Origin of the sequence: Nocardia jiangxiensis NBRC 101359 (assembly GCF_000308615.1) — a bacterium.
Classification (GTDB): domain Bacteria; phylum Actinomycetota; class Actinomycetes; order Mycobacteriales; family Mycobacteriaceae; genus Nocardia; species Nocardia jiangxiensis.
This window is the reverse complement of the sequence record NZ_BAGB01000041.1, coordinates 632,046-650,967: the sequence shown is the minus strand read 5'-3', so window position 1 is coordinate 650,967 and position 18,922 is coordinate 632,046. Positions and strand designations below refer to the sequence as shown.

Here is an 18,922-nt window from a genome sequence, read left to right as displayed (position 1 = left end):
CATTTGATCAAACGTTCTGTGTCGCCTGGGCTTTCGTGATTTTTCGTCTGGGGATCGGATCCTCCTGGCCCGCAGTGGGGTAGGCCTCGGCGCCGCTGAGCGAGGTGCTCGGTTGGTCGTGGATATCGACGGGGACATCGCCGACCAGGGTGACTCGGTGTAACAGGCGGCGTTGGTCGCGGTAGTCGGAGACCGCGCGATGCTGTGTGGCGCGGTTGTCCCAGATGGCGACATCACCGTAGTTCCAGTTCCAGCGAATGCTGTGTTCCGGCACGGTGATGTGGTCCTGCAGAAGCTGTATCAGTACTTGCGATTCGCGTGTGTCGAAGCCGACGAGTCGATCCGCGAACCGCCCGAGAAGCAGGACGCGTTCCCCGGTCTCCGGGTGAACCCGCACTACCGGGTGCTCGGTCCGAATGTCCGGCTCTGTGAACGCCGCCGCGAACCAGGCGGCCTTCGCCTTGTCCACGAGTTCGGGTGATCCGGCCTGCTGGACGAAGCCGACCCGGTTGCCGTGTACCGCCCGCAGCGATTCGGCCAACTGCTTCAACGGACGGGGAAGTGACGTGTAAGCCGCCGCGGTGGATGCCCACAATGTGGTGCCACCGTAGGTGGGCAGCGTCACTGCACGCAGGATCGACGCCTTGGGGAAGCTGAGCATGAACGTCATGTCACTGTGCCAGCTCGTAGCTCTGGCCGTTCCGGAATCGATCGGCGTGATCCGGTCGCCGTCACGCTGCGCGTGATGGGCGAAGGGTGTGCCCAGTAGTTCGCCGAATGCGTACTGTTGCTCATCGTCGAGGTGGTGCTGGTCGCGGAAGAAGATCACCTTGTGCTCCAGCAGTGCTTTGTTGATGTCGGCAACCACCAACGGATCCAAGTTGCCGTCCAGGCGCACGCCGTCGATGCGCGCTCCGATGTGCAGCCCCAGCTTGTGAACGATCACATTTGTGCTCATGACTCCTGATCTCTCCATTGTTTCGGGTACGGCGTCGCCCGGCGGAACGCCACTGTAATCAAGCGATTACACCTGCGTGTTCGAGTGTAATCACTCGATTACAGTCCTGAGCTGAGAAAACACTAAGATCGGAAGCCATGGCGACACCACGTGCAGAGGGCAAACCGGTAGGCCGGGACCAGGTGGTAGCCGCAGTTCTCGAACACGCCGCCGATCTCTTCGCCGAGCGTGGCCCCGCGGCCACTTCCACACGTGACATCGCTGCGCGCGCCACTGTCAATCCAGCGCTGGTCTTCCGGCATTTCGGCACCAAGGACCTACTCGTCGGCGCGGTCCTCGACTACCTCGCTGCCCGCTCGGCCGCCGCGCGAAAGGCCGGCGCGGACCCGTCGCTGGCCGAGTCCGAAACCCGACGGCAATGGCAAGTGATCACGCGCGCCCTGATGGACGGCTATCCCGTTGGTCGCCTGCAGCATCAGTTCCCCGGCGTGGCCGAGCTGATCGAGAAGGCCGGTGTCCGATACGACGACGAAGCCGAGGCTCGACTGGCTGCCGCCAACGTGGTCGCCCTCCGCCTGGGCTGGCAACTGGCCGAGCCTTCCGTGCGCGCGGCGGCCGGATTGGATGCCGTATCCGAAGAACGTATACAAGAGGGAATCCGGACCGCTACCGACAACATCCTCGGCAACGGCGACCGCGCCTCGGACCGCTGACCGATCAACCGCAGGCTTCGTCCTGTCCGGCCGAGCGGTGTACCAGGTCGAGGTTCGATCATGGGGTGCGAGCGGTCTGATTCGTGCGGAATGCGTCGATGTTGCGTGTGCACCAGTCGGTGAAGTTTCGGGGTCGGCGGCCCAGCAGGCGTTCGATGGTATCGGTGCGAAATCCGGTGGTGTCGTTGCGCATCAGGGTGAAGCCTTCGAGGATTGCGGCGGCCAGGGCCGGGGGTGCGCCGTGGGGATATCGGGACGCGACGGCCTGCTCGGGGGTAGCGGCCTCGCGCACGTCGATGTCGCGGCCGATCGCCGCCGCGATGACCGCGATTTGCTCGGCGATGGTGAACGTCTCGTCGCCGGTGAGGTAGTACTCCATGCCGTCATGGCCGTCTTCGGTGAGAGTCATGGCGGCGACCGCGGCGATATCGCCCGGATCGACCGGCGCGTATCGGCCGGGACCGGTGGGGTCGTCCACCACGCCTCCGGCACGGATGACCGGCGCCCATTCCAGGGCGTTGGTCATCAAGCCGCCCGGCCGCAGGATCGTATACGGCAGGCCCGCGGCTCTCACGATGCTCTCGCGTTCGTGGTGCCAGCGCCCCATCGCGGGGATCGGATCGCCCATCACGTTGTAGGACGACAGCAGCACGATCCGGCCGACCCCGGCCGCCCGCGCCGCGGCGACCATGTCGCGGGTGTGGTCCAGGCCGATCCCCGGAACGAGCAAGAACAAGCGATCGGCACCGTCGAGCGCGGGTGCGTAGGTGTTCGGATCGTCCAGGTCGCCGACCACGCGGCGAGCACGCTCGGGCAAGCCGTCGGCACGTCGTGGATCGCGGACGAAGATGCGGAACTCGACGTCCCGCGCGGCAAGGGCGTGCACGAGTTCGCGACCGATGTTTCCGGTCGCTCCGGTGAGAAGTATCATCACAACTCCAATCGTTAGCCGTCTATCGAAAAACGATAGACGGCTAACGATCCAATGACAAGCGCGAGGCCGACGGTGGCCTCGCTCCGGCTCAGGAGGCTTGATGCCCGCATTTCTCGACCTTCACAGCCGGACCTCGAAGCTGTTGCGGGCACTGGTCGAGCGCAGTGTGCGCCCGTACGGGCTCTATCCAGGCCAGGACTTGGTGCTCGGCGTGCTCTGGGACCACGACGGCCGCACCCCCGGCGAGGTCGCCGCCGCGCTGAACGTCACCACGCCGACGATCGTGAAAATGGCCAACCGCATGACCGAGACCGGATTACTGACCCGCCGTGGTGACCCCGACGACAACCGGCTCGTCCGGCTGTGGCTCACCGACAAAGGCCATGAGCTTCGAGACCGCGTCGAAAACAGCCGCACATCGCTGGAGAACCTCATCACCGCGGATCTCACCGACACCGAACGCCGATGCCTGCTCACCGCGCTCGGAAAAGTCCATCACTCCGCAGCTCGATTGCTGGAGCAGCCGCACATCTGAGAGCCCGCCGCAAACCCGTAGCCGCTGCCACCGATCGCCCGAGCGCAGCCTCAGATCACCTCGTAGACATCGTCGGCCGGGCGGCCCAACAGGCGGTCGGCCATCTCTGCCTTGAGTTGTGTGAGGTGTGCTTCCTCGGTGGCGGTTCGATCGGGCTTGCGTGCCAGGATGATGAATTCCTCGGTGACCAAGCCGTCATCGCGTAGCTGCACTCTCACGCGATCGCCGCGGTAGGTGAACTCCCAGACGTAGTCCTCGAGCAGGGGCCCGCGTCCGGGCCTGCGTAGCTGTGGGGTGACGATGTACTGCCCCTCGGTCATCGCACGCAGCACCATCTCGATGGCATCTCGCCCGCCGGGGCCGCGGAATCCGGTCCGTACCTTGACTTCTCGGCGATCGACCAGCGGCGCCAGCTGCGGCAGAGCCACCTGCATGGCGGTATAGCCGTGTGCCACACCGCCCGGGGCCGCCGGGCCGTGGTACTTCATCAGTTCTTCGAAGGTGAACTCCAAAGTGGTACTGCCTTCTCGAACTCTCAGTGACATGTCATGCCCTCTCGGTAGAGTTCGGTGGCAGAATCACCACGCCGGCGTAAGCGGGTGTTTCAGCTGGTAGGACTGTCCGTCGGCTGCAGGCGCACCGAGATGGAGTTGATGCAGTACCCGCCCGAACATCGTCAGGCCACCTGGCCGGTGAGTGCGGCTTTTCGGCTGGTCGGAGAAAGGATTGGTGTTCGACAGGGCGTCGCGTTCGGTTGCATGGCTACCTTTTGGCAACCCTTAGCCTACTTGTCTTGTCCCTACTGTGTGGGGCTGCCTGGCCTCTGAGTCGCGTTCGGTCCGCCGCAGTCGGTTGGGGACGGCGTTGCACGACCAGAGCTGATGTCGGGCTGAGTACGCGACCGGAGAGATGGCATCCAGCTGCAATCAGTGGATATTCGTCGCCGTCTTGTCGAACTCGATCTGGTCGCATTACTGCCGGTCTCGGCGATGTCATTGGAGAATCTGCCGAGAGCGCCGGTGAAAGAGCTTCTGGGCGTGCTGATTTCGACGGCAGCTGGTGCGCCTCTTCGTAATGGGCAAGCCCTTGCAGTTCTTTGTACACAACCCGCCGCTGCCGTGATGGTCGCGCGGGCCGGTCGCGCGCTGCGCGAACTCGGCCGTGCTCAGGTCGAGATTGCGCCGGTGCCGGGAGTGGTCACCGGGACCGTGGCCGTCGGGCTGCTGGAGAGCGCCGCGGATCTGCTTGCCGGAGAGTTGATTTCGACTGTCCAGCAGGGATCGGTATCGCGGAAGATGTCGCCAAGGGGCATTGAGTGCGGCGCCACTCTGTGATCCGGAGATTCAGCGGTTAGTTGTGCTGACCATGCTCGGTGCTCGGTGCTCGGTGCTCGGTGCTCGGTGCTCGGTGCTCGGTGCTCGGTGCTCGGTGCTCGGTGCTCGGTGCGCGAGGGGCGATGGCCCTCTGCACGGTTGCACACCGCTGATGCTCAACCTTCGGTTGTCGGCGGGGCCTGAATCACGACGTCGCCGAACTGTTGGGAGTCGGTGGGGGTGAGGTCGGAGTCGGTGAGGATGTTCGTGATTTCGTCGAGTCCGGCGACTTTGGCCAGTGCGCGGCGGCCGAATTTCGAGCTGTCGGCTACGACGACGGCATGTCCTGCGGCGGTGATCATGGCGCGTTTGAGTGGGACTTCGAGGGTGTTCATGTTGGTGACTCCGGCCTCGATGTCGATGGCGTCGGCGCCGAGGAATGCCCAGTCCGCGGTGTAGTCGGACAGGAACGCGATCGCGCGTTCGCCGACGAGGGTGAAGACCGAGCCGAGTAGTTCGCCGCCGGTGACGAGTAGGCGCATGCCGGGGGTTTCGGCGATGTATTTGGCGATGCGCAGGTCGTTGGTGATGACGGTGAGTCCGGTGTGGTTGCGTAGGGCGCGTGCTACTTCGTAGGTGGTGGATCCGCTGTCGAGGATCACTGTCTGGCCGTCGCGTACTCGGTCGGCGGCTGCTTGTCCGATGGCGGCCTTCTCGGTGAGGCGTTCGCCTTCTTTCATGGTGTAGGGCAGTTTGGCGGTGCCGCCGGGGGTGGGGCGTGCGCCGCCGTGGGTGCGTTGGGCTTGTCCTTCTCGCTCGAGTGCGTCGAGGTCGCGGCGGATGGTGGATGCGTCGACGCCGAGTTCGTCGGCGAGGGCTTTGGCTTCGACGTAGCCGTCGGTGACCAGTCGGTGCATGATTTCGCGCCGTCGCGTGCTCGCGAGCAACTTCGCCTCCCGGAACCTGGTCGTTCGTCTGTGATCCTGTCGTGCGGTTTCTGCATGGTACTAGGCGTTGGTGTTGACTTGTTCGTGCAACGGTGTGCATGATTTCAGGCATTGACTGCGCGATTTCGTGCGCAGCAGATGTCGAGGAACCTGATGAATCGCACACTGAAACGGTTGGCCGACGAGGGGGTGTCGGTCTGGCTGGACGACCTGAACCGGCACCTGTTGTGGTCGGGAGACTTGGCGCAGCTCGTCCGGTCGGGCACGGTCGTGGGCCTGACGACGAACCCGACGATCTTCCACAACGCGCTCGGCCAGGACGCGGAATACATCGAGGAGATGCAGGTCCTGCGGCGCCGGGGTGTTTCCGCGCTCGAGGCCGTCCGGACGTTGACCACGGGCGATGTTCGCGCGGCGTGTGACGTGCTCGACCCGGTCTACCGTGCGACCGGGGGACGTGACGGCCGGGTGTCGATCGAGGTCGACCCGCGATGGGCGCACGACACCGAGCGCACGATCGAGGAGGCGCGGGCGTTGTGGCGGCTGGTCGACCGGCCCAACGCGATGATCAAGATTCCCGCCACCGTGGAGGGTTTGCCGGCGATCACGACTTGCCTGGCCGAAGGCATCAGCGTGAACGTGACGTTGATCTTCTCCGTGCGGCGCTACCACCAGGTCATCGACGCATTCTTGGAGGGCTTGGAAAGGGCTCGCGCCGCCGGGCTCCCGCTCGCCGAGATCGGTTCTGTCGCATCGTTCTTCGTCTCGCGGGTGGATACCGAGGTGGATCGTCGTCTCGACGCGCTCGCGACACCGGCCGCCGCGGCCCTGCGTGGGCGTGCCGCGATCGCGAATGCGCGTTTGGCGTATCTGCGCTATGAGAACATGCTGCGCGACCCTCGCTGGCTGGAACTCGGTGCTGCCGGAGCGTCACCGTTGCGGCCGCTGTGGGCCTCGACCGGCGTGAAGGACCCCGCCTACCCCGACACTCGCTATGTGACCGAGCTCGTTGCGCCCGGAACCGTGAACACGATGCCGCCGGCCACTCTCGACGCGGTGATCGCGCACGGAACCGTCCTCGGCGACCGCATCAGGGGCAACTACGACGACGCCTGGGAAGTCGTCACCCAACTCGGCGAGACCGGAATCGACTTCGACGATGTGCTCGAGCAGCTCGAGCGGGAGGGCATCGCGAAGTTTCAGACGTCGTGGCAAGCGATGATCGAGGACGTCGACCGGATCCTGTCGGGCGTTCGCGCATGAGGTCTCCGGAGGGTGCGGGGCGCGGTGATGAGGTACACGCGAGTCCGTTCGAGCTGCCCGTGTGGCACGAACTGGCGACGCACCGTGCGGAATTGGCGTCGACCTCGATGGGCAGGCTGTTCGAGGACGATCCTCGGCGCGGTGTGAAGCTGTCGGCCGAGTTCGACGGTGTGGTGCTGGACTATTCGAAGAACGTGATCACCGACCGCACTGTGGATCTGCTGATGCGTCTGGCCCGCGATCGCGGCCTGGCTGCGGGAATCGACGCGATGTTCGGTGGCACACGGATCAACACGACCGAGGATCGCGCGGTGTTGCGCACTCCCGCAAGTGAATCCGTTCTGCTGGACGGTGTCGATGTCGTGCGTCCGGTGCACGAGGTACTGGGCCGGATGAGCGATCTCGCCGACGCGATTCGGTCGGGACGGTGGCGTGGCGCGACCGGCCGCTCGGTGCGCACGGTGGTGAACATCGGAATCGGCGGATCCGATCTGGGCCCCGCGATGGCCTACCACGCGTTGCGCGAATTCGCGCACGCCGAGGTCGAGGCACGGTTCGTCTCGAACGTCGACGGTCACGACATCGACCGGGTGCTGGGTGATCTGGACCCGGAAACGACGTTGTTCATCGTGTCGTCGAAGACGTTCAGCACGATCGAAACGTTGACCAACGCCCGCACCGCTCGCCGGTGGCTGGTGGATCGTCTCGGTGACGAGGCGGTCGGCAAGCATTTCGTCGCGGTGTCGACCAACGCCGAGCAGGTCGGTGCCTTCGGGATAAATCCGGCGAATATGTTCGAGTTCTGGGACTGGGTCGGTGGGCGGTACTCGTTGATGTCGGCGATCGGGTTGTCGCTGATGATCGTCATCGGCCCCGAGGGGTTCCGGGAGATGTTGGCCGGTGCGCACGCCATCGATGAGCACTTCCGCACGGCTGCGTTCGAGGAGAATCTTCCGGTGTTGCTGGGTCTGTTGGGGATCTGGCATCGGAACTTCTGTGGTGCACAGGCTTTCGCGGTCCTGCCCTATGATCAGCGGCTCGCGTTGCTGCCGGCGTATCTGCAGCAGCTCGACATGGAAAGCAACGGCAAGTCCGTCAACCGGCACGGCTGCCCGGTCGGGGTCGATACCGCACCGGTCGTCTGGGGCGCGCCGGGTACGAACGGGCAGCACGCCTTCTTCCAAATGCTGCATCAGGGAACGACTCCGGTGCCGTGTGACTTCATCGGCGTGCTCGAGCCCGCACATACTCATCGTGTGCATCACGACCTGCTGATGGCGAACCTGTTCGCGCAGACCCGAGCCCTGGCCTTCGGTGATCTCGACACCCCGGAGCCGCCGCCACATCGATCGTTCCCGGGCGATCGGCCGAGCAACACGATTCTGCTGCCCAGCCTGACTCCGTACACGCTGGGGCAGTTGATCGCCCTGTACGAGAACAAGGTGTTCGTACAGGGTTGGATCTGGGGGGTGAACTCGTTCGATCAGTGGGGTGTGGAACTGGGCAAGAAACTCGCGACCAGTATCCACGAGGACCTACGATCCGATGCGCCGCCCGATTTCGACAGCTCGACCAACGCGCTGATGCTGCGTTATCGACACGCCCGGCGATCGGGCCCGGTCGGGCAGCCGTCGGCAACTACTACAGGAGAGATCTGAATTATGGCCTCTACCAATGCAATCGCGCAGATCGGTGTCACCGGTCTGGCTGTCATGGGCAGCAACATCGCCCGCAACTTCGCCCGGCACGGGTACACCGTTGCTTTGCACAATCGCAGCGTCGCCAAGACCGACGCGCTGTTGGCCGAGCACGGTGGTGACGGGCAGTTCGTGCGCACCGAGACCATCGAGGAGTTCCTCGGTGCGCTGGAGAAGCCGCGGCGGGTGCTGATCATGGTCAAGGCGGGCGAGGCGACCGATGCGGTGATCGAGGAACTCGCGGCGGCGATGGAGCCGGGCGACATCATCATCGATGGCGGCAATGCCCTGTACACCGACACCATCCGGCGCGAGGCCGCGATGGCCGCGCGTGGACTGAATTTCGTGGGGGCGGGCATTTCCGGCGGTGAGGAGGGCGCGCTCAACGGGCCTGCCATCATGCCGGGCGGGCCCAAGGAATCCTACGAGTCGCTGGGGCCGTTGCTGGAATCGGTGGCCGCGAAGGTCGACGGCGTCCCGTGCTGCACCCATATCGGCCCGGACGGGTCCGGTCATTTCGTGAAGATGGTGCACAACGGCATCGAGTACGCCGATATGCAGCTCATCGGCGAGGCCTACCACCTGCTGCGGGACGCGCTGGGATCCAGCGCCGGGCAGATCGCCGAGGTGTTCACCGAATGGAATTCCGGCGAGTTGGAAAGCTACCTGGTGGAGATCACCGCGCAGGTGCTCCAGCAGGTCGACGCCACCACCGGCAAGCCGCTGGTCGATGTGATCGTGGACGCCGCCGAGCAGAAGGGCACCGGCCGCTGGACGGTCAAGTCCGCGCTCGATCTGGGTATCCCGGTCACCGGCATCGCCGAGGCGGTCTTCGCCCGTGCCCTGTCCGGGGCGCGTGCGCAGCGCAAGGCCGCTCAGGGCTTGGCATCCGGAAAGCTCGCGGAAAAGCCCAGCGACGCAGCGCAATTCACCGAGGACATCCGCCGCGCGCTGTACGCCTCCAAGATCGTCGCCTACGCCCAGGGTTTCGACCAGATCGCCGCGGGCAGCACCGAATACGACTGGGACCTGCACCCCGGTGACCTGGCCACGATCTGGCGCGGCGGTTGCATCATCCGGGCCCGATTCCTCAACCGCATCAAAGAGGCCTACGAACAGGACCCGGCCCTGCCCAGCCTGATCCTGGCCCCGTACTTCCGCCAAGCCATCGAGCAGGCCGTCGACAGTTGGCGACGGGTCGTCTCCACTGCGGTCCAACTGGGCATCCCGGTGCCCGCGTTCGCGTCCTCACTGGCCTACTACGATGCCCTGCGCGCAGAACGCCTGCCCGCGGCCCTCACTCAGGGGCAGCGCGATTTCTTCGGCGCGCACACCTACGAGCGGGTCGACTCGGACGGCAAGTACCACACGCTGTGGAGCGGGGACCGCACCGAAGTGCGCGTCGACTGACTGCTGCGGCGTCGAGTACGACTCAGCGGTCCATGCGTGATCATCATCGAGTCATGACAAGTCTGTATTTCCGACACGGTCGGATGAACCGGGAGGATGATGTCTGATGGCCGATCACGATGTGGGGTGAGGGAGCGGTGCACGAGATGGACAGCAGCACCAGCCGTGTCCAGCACCGACTCACCCCGCTCGCGCGAGTGTTCAAGAATCAGGCGCCGGCAGCGTCTGTGGGGCGGTCAGTGAGATCGAGGCACTCCTCACTTTGCTCCCAGGGGCCGGGGCCGTAGCTGCCGATCCAGCCCGGAGAGATGATTAATCGCATAAAAGGAGAATGAGACTCTCGCGCGATGTGATCGACCATACACCTTGGTGTCAGCCCGGTCGACGCGGTGTGCAGCCTCCAGCTTTCGGATGCCGATTGGCCGCGCGATCGCCTCGTTCCGGTCGCTGCGGTTCGGATAACCCGCAGCGCACGCCTGGCACGCTGGACGACGTCGTGGATCAGATTCCGACGAGGGCAACGATGCGAACCGGACTGTGTGGCCGTGCAGTCCTGGTGACCGGTGCGACTGCCAACATTGGGCGAGCCATCTCCGAGAGCGACCGGAGTGGGTGTTTCAGCTGGTAGGACTGTCCTTCGGCTGCAGGCGCAGCGAGATGGAGTTGATGCAGTACCGCTTGTCGGTCGGGGTCGGGTATCCCTCCCCCTCGAAGACGTGGCCGAGGTGGCTGTGGCAGTTCGCGCACAGCACCTCGACACGGCGCATGCCCAGCGAGTCGTCGGTGCGCAGGAGTACCGCGTCCGAGTCGGCCGGATCGAAGAACGAGGGCCAGCCGCAGTGCGAATGGAACTTCTCGGTGCTGCGGAACAGTTCCGCGCCGCACGCCCGGCATTCGTAGACACCGGCGGTCTCGGTGTCGGTGTATTCGCCGGTGTAGGGCCGCTCGGTACCGGCCTCCCGCAGCACCGCGTACTCCTGCGGATCGAGTTTGGCTCGCCATTGCTGCGGGGTCAGCACGATCCTGGGTGCGGGCAAGGACGTCTCGGACTCGGAACTCATAGCCCGATTCTAATGAGATGGCAGCCCGCCCGGCCGCCGTGCCGAGCACGGCGGCGCGAACAGTGCGGGCTCAGCCCGCCGACGGCGGGTTGTAGTACCACTTGCCGCTGCCGGAGGGGTATTCGAAGCAGCTGCTGTAATGACCCGTCGCGATCGACGCCTGCTGACAGGCGGCCTTGCCGGTCGGTTCGCCCGACTGGGTGAACGGACCGACCGAATGAGATCCGGGAACTATCGGATCGGCCCCGGCGATACCGGCGAGGCCGCCCATGAGCCCCAGTGACAACGCGCCCACCGCAACAACTTTCGACAACACTGCAGCTCCCAGAGGATGTTGGTGTGAATGTCCGGGTCACAGTAGTGCGAATCGGACACCTCGGAACGGCACGTTGTAATGATGGTTACCGCTGGGCGAGCTTGTCCAGCGATGGCCGGGCGACCGGCCGACGCTGCTCAGCGCAGGACGCCGGCCTCGTTCGGTGCGTTGCTGGGCTCCTCGTCGTCCGGGTCCGCCGGACCGATCGTCGCGGTGGTGTCGGGGACCGGAATTCGCGGGGTCTGCGGCGCATCCGCCACGGGCGCACCGTTGTGTTCGGGCAACAGGAACACCGGATCGATCCCGGAGTCGAGCCGTCCCTCGCGCCGCGCGGTCAGATACCGGTCGCCGAGCACGCAGAACGTCACGAACAGCAGCAGTCCCCAGCCGAAGGTGATCCGCAGATACTCCAGATCCCGGCCCACCACCTGCCAGTGGTCCAGCAGCCACTTGTCGAACGTGGTGAAGCCGAATATCGCCAGCCAGGCGGGCCAGTTCCGCAGTACCGAATTGCGCAGCACCACCGTCATCAGGAACGGGAACAGCAGCATCGAGTAGTACTGCTGGCCCAGGCCGCTGATCAGGAACTCGGCCAGCAGCAGGATGCCGGAACTGGTGCAGATGAAGAACAGTTCGTCGTGGCGGTAGTACCGGTACAGCAGCCACAGCGAGGCCAGTACGAGCACGCCCATGCCGATCCGGATGCTCCAGGTCAGCAGGGACGGCAGACCCAGGTAGGCGGAGATGCCCGGAATCGAGCTGTTGAAGTAGTCGCGAGCCTGTATCGAGTACGGCAGGGTCCGATGCAGATAGTCCATCGGATCCTTGATCAGCGGCAGCGCGATCGCCGTCAGCGCGATCGGTACGCCGAGTGCGGGCAGGAAGACCTTCCACTGGCGACGCATCAGCGGTATCAGCAACATCGGGGCGATTGTCGGTTTCACGGTAATCGCCAAACCCATCACCACACCGGCCCAGAGTTCCCGCCGGGCGAGCAGCAGCGCGATGAAGAGGACCTCCGCGAGCAGGATGCACCCGTTCACATTGCCGAAAGCCAGTGTGTTGATGACGGTTTCGGACGAGAACATGAGCAGCAGCGTCAGCGGCGCGGCATAGGACTTGATGCTCAGCTTGAACAGCTTGAGCAGCAGGTACCAGGCGACCAGCATCGCGATCGCGTTGAGTGAGTCGAAGCACCACTTCGACCGGTCCGGGTCGATGATCGCCAGCGGCGCGATGAGCAGCGTGCCACCCGGTGGATACAGGTAGTGCGGATCGACCAGGTCGAAGTTCTCGGCGTATATCGACCGCCCGTTCAGGAACGCCAGGGACGCCTTGTACACGGGTGCGAAGTCGTCGGTGATGTTGAAGTTCGTCGCCTTGACGAAGACCTGGTGCAGCACTGTCATGACCGCGAACGGCCATAGCGCGAAATTCAGGACCTCGGAGGTCGTACGAGCGGTGCGCGGCTCGAGCTGACGAAGGAACACTGGGGCACGGTACACCGGAAAGTACCCGGACCGTTGCCCGGACCCGCCGAAACGGGGTCAGGCGGGGCAGGTCGTCCCGTCGGCGGGCAACGTCCCGTCCTTCAGGTAGCCGACCAGGCTCTGCTGCACGCAGGCCGAGTGCGAGAAGACCGGGTAACCCCAGCCCTGCCAGGTGACGGTCGACGTACGCGCACCCGCCGACCCGAGCACACCCGTCACCGAGGGCCGCGCATCGCTGCCCGCGACGGGATTCGCGTCGTTGCCCAGAACCAGGGTCGGCAGATCGAACGTGGTGGGCAGCTGCGCAGCATTCGGCGTCGGCCAGGCCGTGCACGCCATGAGACCGATCGCGGCGGCTTTGCCGAAGACGGGATACTGCTTGGCCCAGACGGTTTCGAGTTGTTTCACCCGATCGGGGGTGGCCGGTTTCTGGTTGTCGCTGCAGGTCGAGACGAACTGCCCGTCGGAGTCGGTGGCGGCCGATTCCCGGCCGATCAGCTGGTTCAGTGCGGCGTTGTCGCCGTGGCCCGCGGCGGACAGCGCGTCGGCCAGCTCTGCGGTGTGGTTGGCCTGATCGGCCCGGGGATCGGCGAGGAATCCGGAGATGGCGGTCAACAGCGCGTTCGCCGAGACGCCGCCGAGTTGACCGGCGGCCGCGCGGTCGACCAGTGCGATGATCGCGCCGCGCGGATCGCTGCCCAGCGAACAGCTCAACGCCGCGCAACGCTGTGCGAATGCGGTCAGTGCGGCTTCGGACCCCTTGACTCGCTGTTCGGCACGAGTCGCCGAATCGACGTTGGCGGCCACCGGGGAATCCAGCACGAGTCGGGCCAGATGTTCGCCGTATTTGGCGGCGTAGGCCAGCGCGACCCGCGAGCCGTCGCCGGTGCCCAGCAGTGCGATGTGGTCGACCTGCCACTGCTTGCGCAGTTGATCGAGGTCGTCGGCGGCGTGCCCGGCGTCGAAGGTGCCCTGGTAGGGCTGCAGGAAATCCTGGCAGGCGATGGTCGCGTCCTGACTGACCTTGGCCATCGCGTCGATCTGGTTGCCCCCCGCGGACTGGTCGTTGTCCGCGAGGCTGCGCCGGGTGTCGTCGGTCAGGCAGTTGATCGGCTGGGAACTGCCGATCCCGCGCCGGTCCACCGCGACGATCGGATGCGCGGCCAGCACCGCGGAGGTGGGGCCGGTGGCCAGTCCGGCGAGTGTCGCGGTGGAGGAGCGGTCCGCGCCGGAGGTGAGTACCAGCGGCGCGGCGTTCGCGGGCGTCTGCGGCAGGCGAGCGCGTACGGCGGCATTGCGGAAGGTGCCCAGTACCGCGCCCCCGGCATCGATCGCGGTGGAGTAGTCGGCGCATTCGAAGATCAGTCCGGCCGGTGGCGCGCCCAGGCCCAGCGCGTTGAACGTGGCCGCCGCGCAGTCGTGCCAGCCCAGATCCGTCTTGGGCACTTCGGCCGACGGCGGCGTCGCGGGGGCCGGGCTGGTGGTGGCGGCCGCGCCACCGGAATGCGGGCGGACCTCGGCGATTCCCGGACGGTCGGACGGGCCCGCGCCGCAGGCGGCGGTGAGGAGGATCGTCAGCGATGACGATGCCAGCAGTGCGGCTCGAGTCCTGCGCATGTATTACACCCTGCCAGGTCCGGCGGGCGCTTTCAGCCTTGGGTGCGGGCGCGTTCCCAGCGGGTCAGGATCGTGCCGTCGTCGTCCAGCAGCGCGTGACGCAACGTCATCGGGGTCGGCAACGCCTTGGGGGACACCGCAATTCGGCCCGCCGTACCGCCGATGAGCAGCGGTGATGCGGTGAGGCAGAGTTCCTCGACGACGCCCGCGGCGATCAGGTCGCCGAACAGCGACGGGCCGCCTTCGCACAGCACGCGCAGCAGGCCGCGCTGGGCCAGCGCCGCGCGAATGTCGGCTGCGGCCACCGAGGTCTCGCCGCATTCGATCACTTCCGCACCCGCATCGGTGAGTGCGCGTTTGCGATCGGCCGGTGCGGCGGCGGTGGTGAGGATCATCGGCGGGCGGGTCGTGTCGGTGAACAGCCGTCCGGCCGGATCCAGCGACGCGCTCGCGGTCACCACCGCGATCGGCGGCGGCGCGCCGTCCGGACTGCCGCCGAGGCCGTGGTGGAACAGCCGCAATCGGCGGTGGGCGTCGGTGTGGGCGCCGCCGTAGTTCTCCTGGCGCGCGGTTCCCGCGCCGACCAGGACCACGTCGGCCAGATCCCGCAGGATCTCGAACACCGCGTGGTCGGCCGGACTGCCCAGCGCGCCGGACCGTCCGTCCACGGTGGCGGCGCCGTCGATACTGGTGACGAAGTTGACTCGGATCCAAGGGGATTCGAGCGAGGCCGGATAGGCGTAGAGGCGCAGGAGCTCGTCGGGCCCCAGTGTTGTGAACTGGATCGCATTGGGCACACGCTGCATAAGCACCGATCACACCACGTCAGTACGCTACTTGCGTGCAGCAACGCCTCGTCGATCGCCATCCGGAGGTTCCGGCCGATCAGCTCATCGCCCAGATGGTGCCCCCGCCCACATTCGACGAGGTGAGCTTCGACTCCTACATTCCCGACCCGAACGAGCCGAGTCAGGCCGAGGCGGTGCGCAAGGCGCGCGATTTCGCCGGGCGCGTCGCCTGGATCCACGCCACCGCGAACCGCAAGAGCCTGTTCGGCAAGAAGAAGCACGTCCAGGGTGCGGGCCTGTATCTGGACGGCGGATTCGGCGTCGGCAAGACGCACCTGCTGGCCTCGATCTTCCACGCCTCGCCCGCGCCGAAATCGTTCGGCACCTTCGGTGAGCTCACCAATCTGGTGGGTGCGCTGGGTTTCACGAACGCGGTGGACCGGCTCGCGAGCAACAGCGTGCTGTGCATCGACGAGTTCGAACTCGATGATCCCGGCGACACGACGCTGGTCTCGCGGCTGCTGACCGAGCTGACCATGCGCGGGGTCTCGGTCGCGGCGACGTCCAATACGCTGCCCAGCCAGCTCGGTGAGGGGCGTTTCGCGGCCCAGGATTTCCTGCGGGAGATCAAGAAGCTGGGTTCGCTGTTCGAGACGGTGCGAGTGGACGGCCCGGACTACCGGCACCGCGATCTGCCGCCCGCGCCCGAACCGACCGCGCCCGAACTGCTGGCGGAGAAGGCCGCGGCCACACCGGGTGCCACGCTCGACGACTTCGACGCGCTGCTGCGGCATCTGAGCACACTGCATCCCTCGCGATTCGGCGCGTTGATCTCCGGGGTGAGCGCGGTGTTCATCGCCGGTGTGCACGAGGTGACCGATCAGGCGGTGGCGTTGCGGGTGGTCGTGCTGGCGGACCGGCTGTACGACGCGGGAATTCCGGTGACGGTGTCCGGGGCCAAGCTGGACGCGATCTTCTCCCAGGAGATGCTCGACGGCGGCTACCGCAAGAAGTATCTGCGGGCGATTTCCCGGCTGCTCGCGCTGTCGCGGTACGAGGTGCCCGCGAGCTGATCGAGCGCCGCTCGGGTACCGTGACCCGCGGTATCGAAATTCTGGACGGTCGTCCAGGATGGCGGCGGCCGGTATCGTGCGGGTCGCCGACCCGAGCAGATCGGAGCTGTGATGGTCCATCGTTCGATTCGTGTCGTGGCCGCGCTGGCCGCCGCTACGGCGATCGCCGTGGGGCCCGCGGTGGGCACCGCCTTGGCCACCGACCCGCCCACGGCGACGATCTCGGTCGTGACCGACACTGCCGCGCGTGCCGTCCCGGTGCAGGGCGTGGTCAACGCCCGTGACATCGGCGGTTACCGCACCACCGACGGTCGCGTGGTCCGCTCCGGTCTGGTCTACCGCACCGGCGAGCTGACCAAGGCCACCGACGCCGACCTGGCCACCCTGACCGCACGCACGGTCCGCTCCATCCACGATCTGCGGACCTCTTACGAGCGCCTGCTGTCCCCGGACCGCGTGCCCGCGGGCGCGACCGAGAACTGGAACGACGTCATCGGCCAGGCTCCGCCGCAGGTACTCGCCTCGACCCTGTTCGCCGGCGCCGACCTGTACCGGGCGTTCATCACCGCACCGGGTGCGAATCAGGCCTTCGCCGATGTCCTGCACGACATCGCCCGCACCTCCGACGGTGCGGTGCTCTACCACTGCACCGCCGGTAAGGACCGCACCGGTTGGATGTCCGCGGTGCTGCTGACCGTCCTGGGCGTGGACCGCAAGACGGTCGACTACGACTATCTGCTGTCGAACTACTACCGCAACGCCCGCGACGGCGACATGGTCGACGGCGTCTCCCAGTCGGCGCTCGACGCGGCCTTCGACCAGGTCGACAAGTCCTACGGCACCTTCGACAACTACGTCCACCAGGGCCTGAAGCTGACCGACGCCGACATCGCCGCGCTGAAGACCAAGCTGCTGCGCTGATCGGCCGGAACGGGATTCAGCTCGTCGCGGCAGGCTCCAGGGCCTGTTCCATCAGATAGTCGTGGCACACCGTCGCGCCGACGGTGAAGGTGCGCGTGCCCACGATCCGGAATCCGCGCTTGGCGTAGAACCGCTGGGCGCGGGCGTTGTCCTGGTTGACGCCCAGCCACACCCCCGCGTAGCCGTTGTCGCGGGCGTGGTCCAGGGCCGCGTTCATCAGGGCGGTCGATACGCCGCTGCCGTGCTGACCGGACAGCACGTACATCTTGTTGATCTCCAGCACCGGCCGCAGTTCCACGGCGCTCGCGACGACCGGATCGGTGGGGCCGCCCGCGATCAGCATGGTGTAGCCGACGATCTGCCCGCCGGATACGGCCTTGAGCACCGTGCGATTCGGATCGCTGAGATAGTCGCCGAACCGTTCGTCCGAGAGGGCCTCGTCGATGTAGGTCTCGATATCGGCCGTGTCGAGTCCGGGCGGGCAGGCGAGCGGGAAGGTGGCCGCGGCGACGTCGGAGATGGCCTCCGCGTCCCAGAGTCCGGCGCGGTCCACGGTGACCAGGGTGTCGTTCACAGGTCCATGGCACCACATCGCGCATCCGCCGGGGCGCAGACGTGCCGGTTACGCTGCTTCGGCGTCCGGTTCGCCCGCCCGCGCGGTGGTGCGCGCGTGGAATGTGCGGGCGAACAGCACCAGTGCGGCGGCGAACAGCAGCGGTATGACGAATCCGATGCGCAGGCTCGATACGTCGGACACCGCACCCACCACGCCACCGCCGATCAGCGTGCCCGCGTAGTTGAACAGGTTCAGGCGCGCGATCACCGCGTCGAGCCCGGAACCGCCGGTGAGCCGTCCGGCTTCGCTGAAGCACAGCGGCGCGATCACCGGCAGGCCGATTCCGGCGATCAGGAATCCGATCAGCGCGGCCACGGGTCCGGGCGCGCTCACCACGACCAGCAGCCCGATCACGCCGATCGCGGCCGCGGCGACCACGACCGGGCGCGGCCCGAATCGCCGCACCCACAGATCCCCGGTGAGCCTGGTCAGCAGTGAGGCTCCCTGATAGGCGGCCAGCGCCAGCGCCGCGGTCGCCGAGGAGGACAGCAGTTCGTTCTTCAGATACAGCGCCGACCAGTTGCCGACGGCCAGGTCGATGGCGAACACCAGCGCCATCGCGATGCCCAGCGCCAGATAGGCCCGCAGCGGTACGACGGCCGCATGCGCGGCTTCGGTGGGCTCGGCCTCGGCCTGGCGCGTGCCCAGCAGTCGCGGTCCGAACACCAGCCCGGCCACCAGCACCACCAGCGCCGCGACGAATACCGCCTCGGTCCGCGTGACGTGGAATTTCTCGCAGCCGGAGACGAACAGCGCACCCAGGATCGATCCCGCACTCCACGCGGCGTAGAACGACGACAGCACGAACCGTCCGTATCCGTGCTGGATGAACACCGCCTGCATATTGGTGCTGGCATCGACGATGCCGACCGCGACGCCGTACCCGCTCAATGCCGCGAACAGCACCGCCTTGTCCGGCGCGAAGGCGATCAGCACGCCGGTGACCGCGATCAGCCCGAGTCCGATCCGCAACGTCACCCGGCTGGACCATCGCACGGCAAGTTGTTCGGCCACAACACTTCCCACCGCCGCCAGCAGCGAGATGACCACCACCGCGACCAGGATCAGGGTGTCGCTCAGGCCGAACCGCGACTGCGCCTGCGGTAACTCGGTGAGGATCACGGCCAGAAAGAAACCCTGTAGTGCGAACGCCACCGAATTGGCCACCCGCGCGGCGCGGAGCGGCGACGATACATTCGTGTATTCGGTGGGAGTCACCAGCGCAGCGTAACGGGCGGGGTTCGGCGCGCCAAGGTCGAAATCGTCTCGG

19 protein-coding genes are annotated in these 18,922 nt (G+C 66.3%); 8 read left to right on the top strand and 11 right to left on the bottom strand.

All coding sequences use genetic code 11. The features are described from left to right. Positions 1-7: 7 nt before the first annotated feature. On the bottom strand, positions 8-958 hold the full coding sequence (locus ON40_RS17085; protein WP_063713021.1) for a TauD/TfdA dioxygenase family protein: 951 nt from the start codon (positions 956-958) through the stop codon (positions 8-10). 137 nt (positions 959-1,095) lie between these two features. On the opposite strand from ON40_RS17085, the gene ON40_RS17080 reads away from it, so the two are divergent. Further along, positions 1,096-1,671 carry a TetR/AcrR family transcriptional regulator gene (locus ON40_RS17080; protein ID WP_051193186.1) on the top strand — a complete coding sequence of 192 codons (576 nt, stop codon included), beginning with the start codon at positions 1,096-1,098 and terminating at the stop codon, positions 1,669-1,671. 58 nt (positions 1,672-1,729) lie between these two features. Here ON40_RS17080 and ON40_RS17075 read toward each other — a convergent pair whose 3' ends face one another. Next, a complete protein-coding gene (locus ON40_RS17075) occupies positions 1,730-2,602 on the bottom strand; it encodes an SDR family oxidoreductase (RefSeq protein WP_040823547.1) in 873 nt (290 codons plus the stop codon). Positions 2,603-2,705: 103 nt separating this feature from the next. Here ON40_RS17075 and ON40_RS17070 point away from each other — a divergent pair, with 103 nt between their 5' ends. Beyond that, positions 2,706-3,140: a MarR family winged helix-turn-helix transcriptional regulator gene (locus ON40_RS17070; RefSeq protein ID WP_040823546.1), complete on the top strand. Its 435-nt coding sequence runs from the start codon at positions 2,706-2,708 to the stop codon at positions 3,138-3,140. Between the two features lie 50 nt (positions 3,141-3,190). On the opposite strand, the gene ON40_RS17065 is transcribed toward ON40_RS17070, so the two are convergent. Next, positions 3,191-3,685 (bottom strand): hypothetical protein, encoded by a 495-nt coding sequence (locus ON40_RS17065; RefSeq protein WP_040823545.1) that lies wholly within the window; start codon positions 3,683-3,685, stop codon positions 3,191-3,193. 384 nt (positions 3,686-4,069) lie between these two features. Between ON40_RS17065 and ON40_RS51870 the strand changes: the two genes are divergently transcribed. Then, positions 4,070-4,474: a hypothetical protein gene (locus ON40_RS51870; protein WP_157186313.1), complete on the top strand. Its 405-nt coding sequence runs from the start codon at positions 4,070-4,072 to the stop codon at positions 4,472-4,474. Between the two features lie 155 nt (positions 4,475-4,629). Here ON40_RS51870 and ON40_RS17055 read toward each other — a convergent pair whose 3' ends face one another. Beyond that, the gene (locus tag ON40_RS17055; protein WP_040823543.1) at positions 4,630-5,400 is read right to left on the bottom strand and encodes a DeoR/GlpR family DNA-binding transcription regulator; all 771 of its coding nucleotides are present in this window, start codon (positions 5,398-5,400) and stop codon (positions 4,630-4,632) included. 153 nt (positions 5,401-5,553) lie between these two features. Between ON40_RS17055 and tal the strand changes: the two genes are divergently transcribed. Genes tal through gnd form a run of 3 tightly spaced genes read left to right on the top strand, consistent with a single transcriptional unit; the run spans position 5,554 to position 9,770 of the window. Next, positions 5,554-6,663, top strand: coding sequence for a transaldolase (gene tal / locus ON40_RS17050; protein ID WP_040823542.1), 1,110 nt, complete (start codon positions 5,554-5,556; stop codon positions 6,661-6,663). Next, positions 6,660-8,321: a glucose-6-phosphate isomerase gene (pgi, locus tag ON40_RS17045; protein ID WP_051193185.1), complete on the top strand. Its 1,662-nt coding sequence runs from the start codon at positions 6,660-6,662 to the stop codon at positions 8,319-8,321. The genes tal and pgi overlap by 4 nt, the downstream gene beginning before the upstream one ends. Before the next feature lie 3 nt (positions 8,322-8,324). Continuing rightward, a complete protein-coding gene (gene gnd, locus ON40_RS17040; RefSeq protein ID WP_040823541.1) occupies positions 8,325-9,770 on the top strand; it encodes an NADP-dependent phosphogluconate dehydrogenase in 1,446 nt (481 codons plus the stop codon). Between the two features lie 617 nt (positions 9,771-10,387). On the opposite strand, the gene msrB is transcribed toward gnd, so the two are convergent. The 5 genes from msrB to ON40_RS17015 all read right to left on the bottom strand — a co-directional run bounded on the left by msrB (position 10,388) and on the right by ON40_RS17015 (position 15,060). After that, positions 10,388-10,831, bottom strand: a complete 444-nt coding sequence (gene msrB, locus ON40_RS17035; protein WP_040823540.1) for a peptide-methionine (R)-S-oxide reductase MsrB — start codon at positions 10,829-10,831, stop codon at positions 10,388-10,390. Positions 10,832-10,901: 70 nt separating this feature from the next. Further along, a complete protein-coding gene (locus ON40_RS17030) occupies positions 10,902-11,147 on the bottom strand; it encodes a hypothetical protein (RefSeq protein WP_157186312.1) in 246 nt (81 codons plus the stop codon). A gap of 137 nt (positions 11,148-11,284) precedes the next feature. Then, a complete protein-coding gene (locus tag ON40_RS17025) occupies positions 11,285-12,637 on the bottom strand; it encodes a glycosyltransferase family 87 protein (RefSeq protein ID WP_174435036.1) in 1,353 nt (450 codons plus the stop codon). 57 nt (positions 12,638-12,694) lie between these two features. Beyond that, positions 12,695-14,254 (bottom strand): alpha/beta hydrolase, encoded by a 1,560-nt coding sequence (locus tag ON40_RS17020; RefSeq protein WP_040823537.1) that lies wholly within the window; start codon positions 14,252-14,254, stop codon positions 12,695-12,697. A 32-nt stretch (positions 14,255-14,286) separates the two neighbouring features. Continuing rightward, positions 14,287-15,060 (bottom strand): pyrimidine reductase family protein, encoded by a 774-nt coding sequence (locus ON40_RS17015; RefSeq protein WP_040823536.1) that lies wholly within the window; start codon positions 15,058-15,060, stop codon positions 14,287-14,289. A 35-nt stretch (positions 15,061-15,095) separates the two neighbouring features. Here ON40_RS17015 and zapE point away from each other — a divergent pair, with 35 nt between their 5' ends. Both zapE and ON40_RS17005 read left to right on the top strand, forming a co-directional pair. Continuing rightward, positions 15,096-16,115 carry a cell division protein ZapE gene (gene zapE, locus ON40_RS17010; RefSeq protein ID WP_040823534.1) on the top strand — a complete coding sequence of 340 codons (1,020 nt, stop codon included), beginning with the start codon at positions 15,096-15,098 and terminating at the stop codon, positions 16,113-16,115. A gap of 111 nt (positions 16,116-16,226) precedes the next feature. Further along, positions 16,227-17,036 (top strand): tyrosine-protein phosphatase, encoded by an 810-nt coding sequence (locus ON40_RS17005; protein WP_040823532.1) that lies wholly within the window; start codon positions 16,227-16,229, stop codon positions 17,034-17,036. Positions 17,037-17,052: 16 nt separating this feature from the next. Here ON40_RS17005 and ON40_RS17000 read toward each other — a convergent pair whose 3' ends face one another. Continuing rightward, the gene (locus ON40_RS17000; protein WP_245567838.1) at positions 17,053-17,610 is read right to left on the bottom strand and encodes a GNAT family N-acetyltransferase; all 558 of its coding nucleotides are present in this window, start codon (positions 17,608-17,610) and stop codon (positions 17,053-17,055) included. Between the two features lie 48 nt (positions 17,611-17,658). Further along, positions 17,659-18,870: an MFS transporter gene (locus ON40_RS16995; RefSeq protein WP_040824407.1), complete on the bottom strand. Its 1,212-nt coding sequence runs from the start codon at positions 18,868-18,870 to the stop codon at positions 17,659-17,661. Between the last annotated feature and the right edge of the window lie 52 nt (positions 18,871-18,922).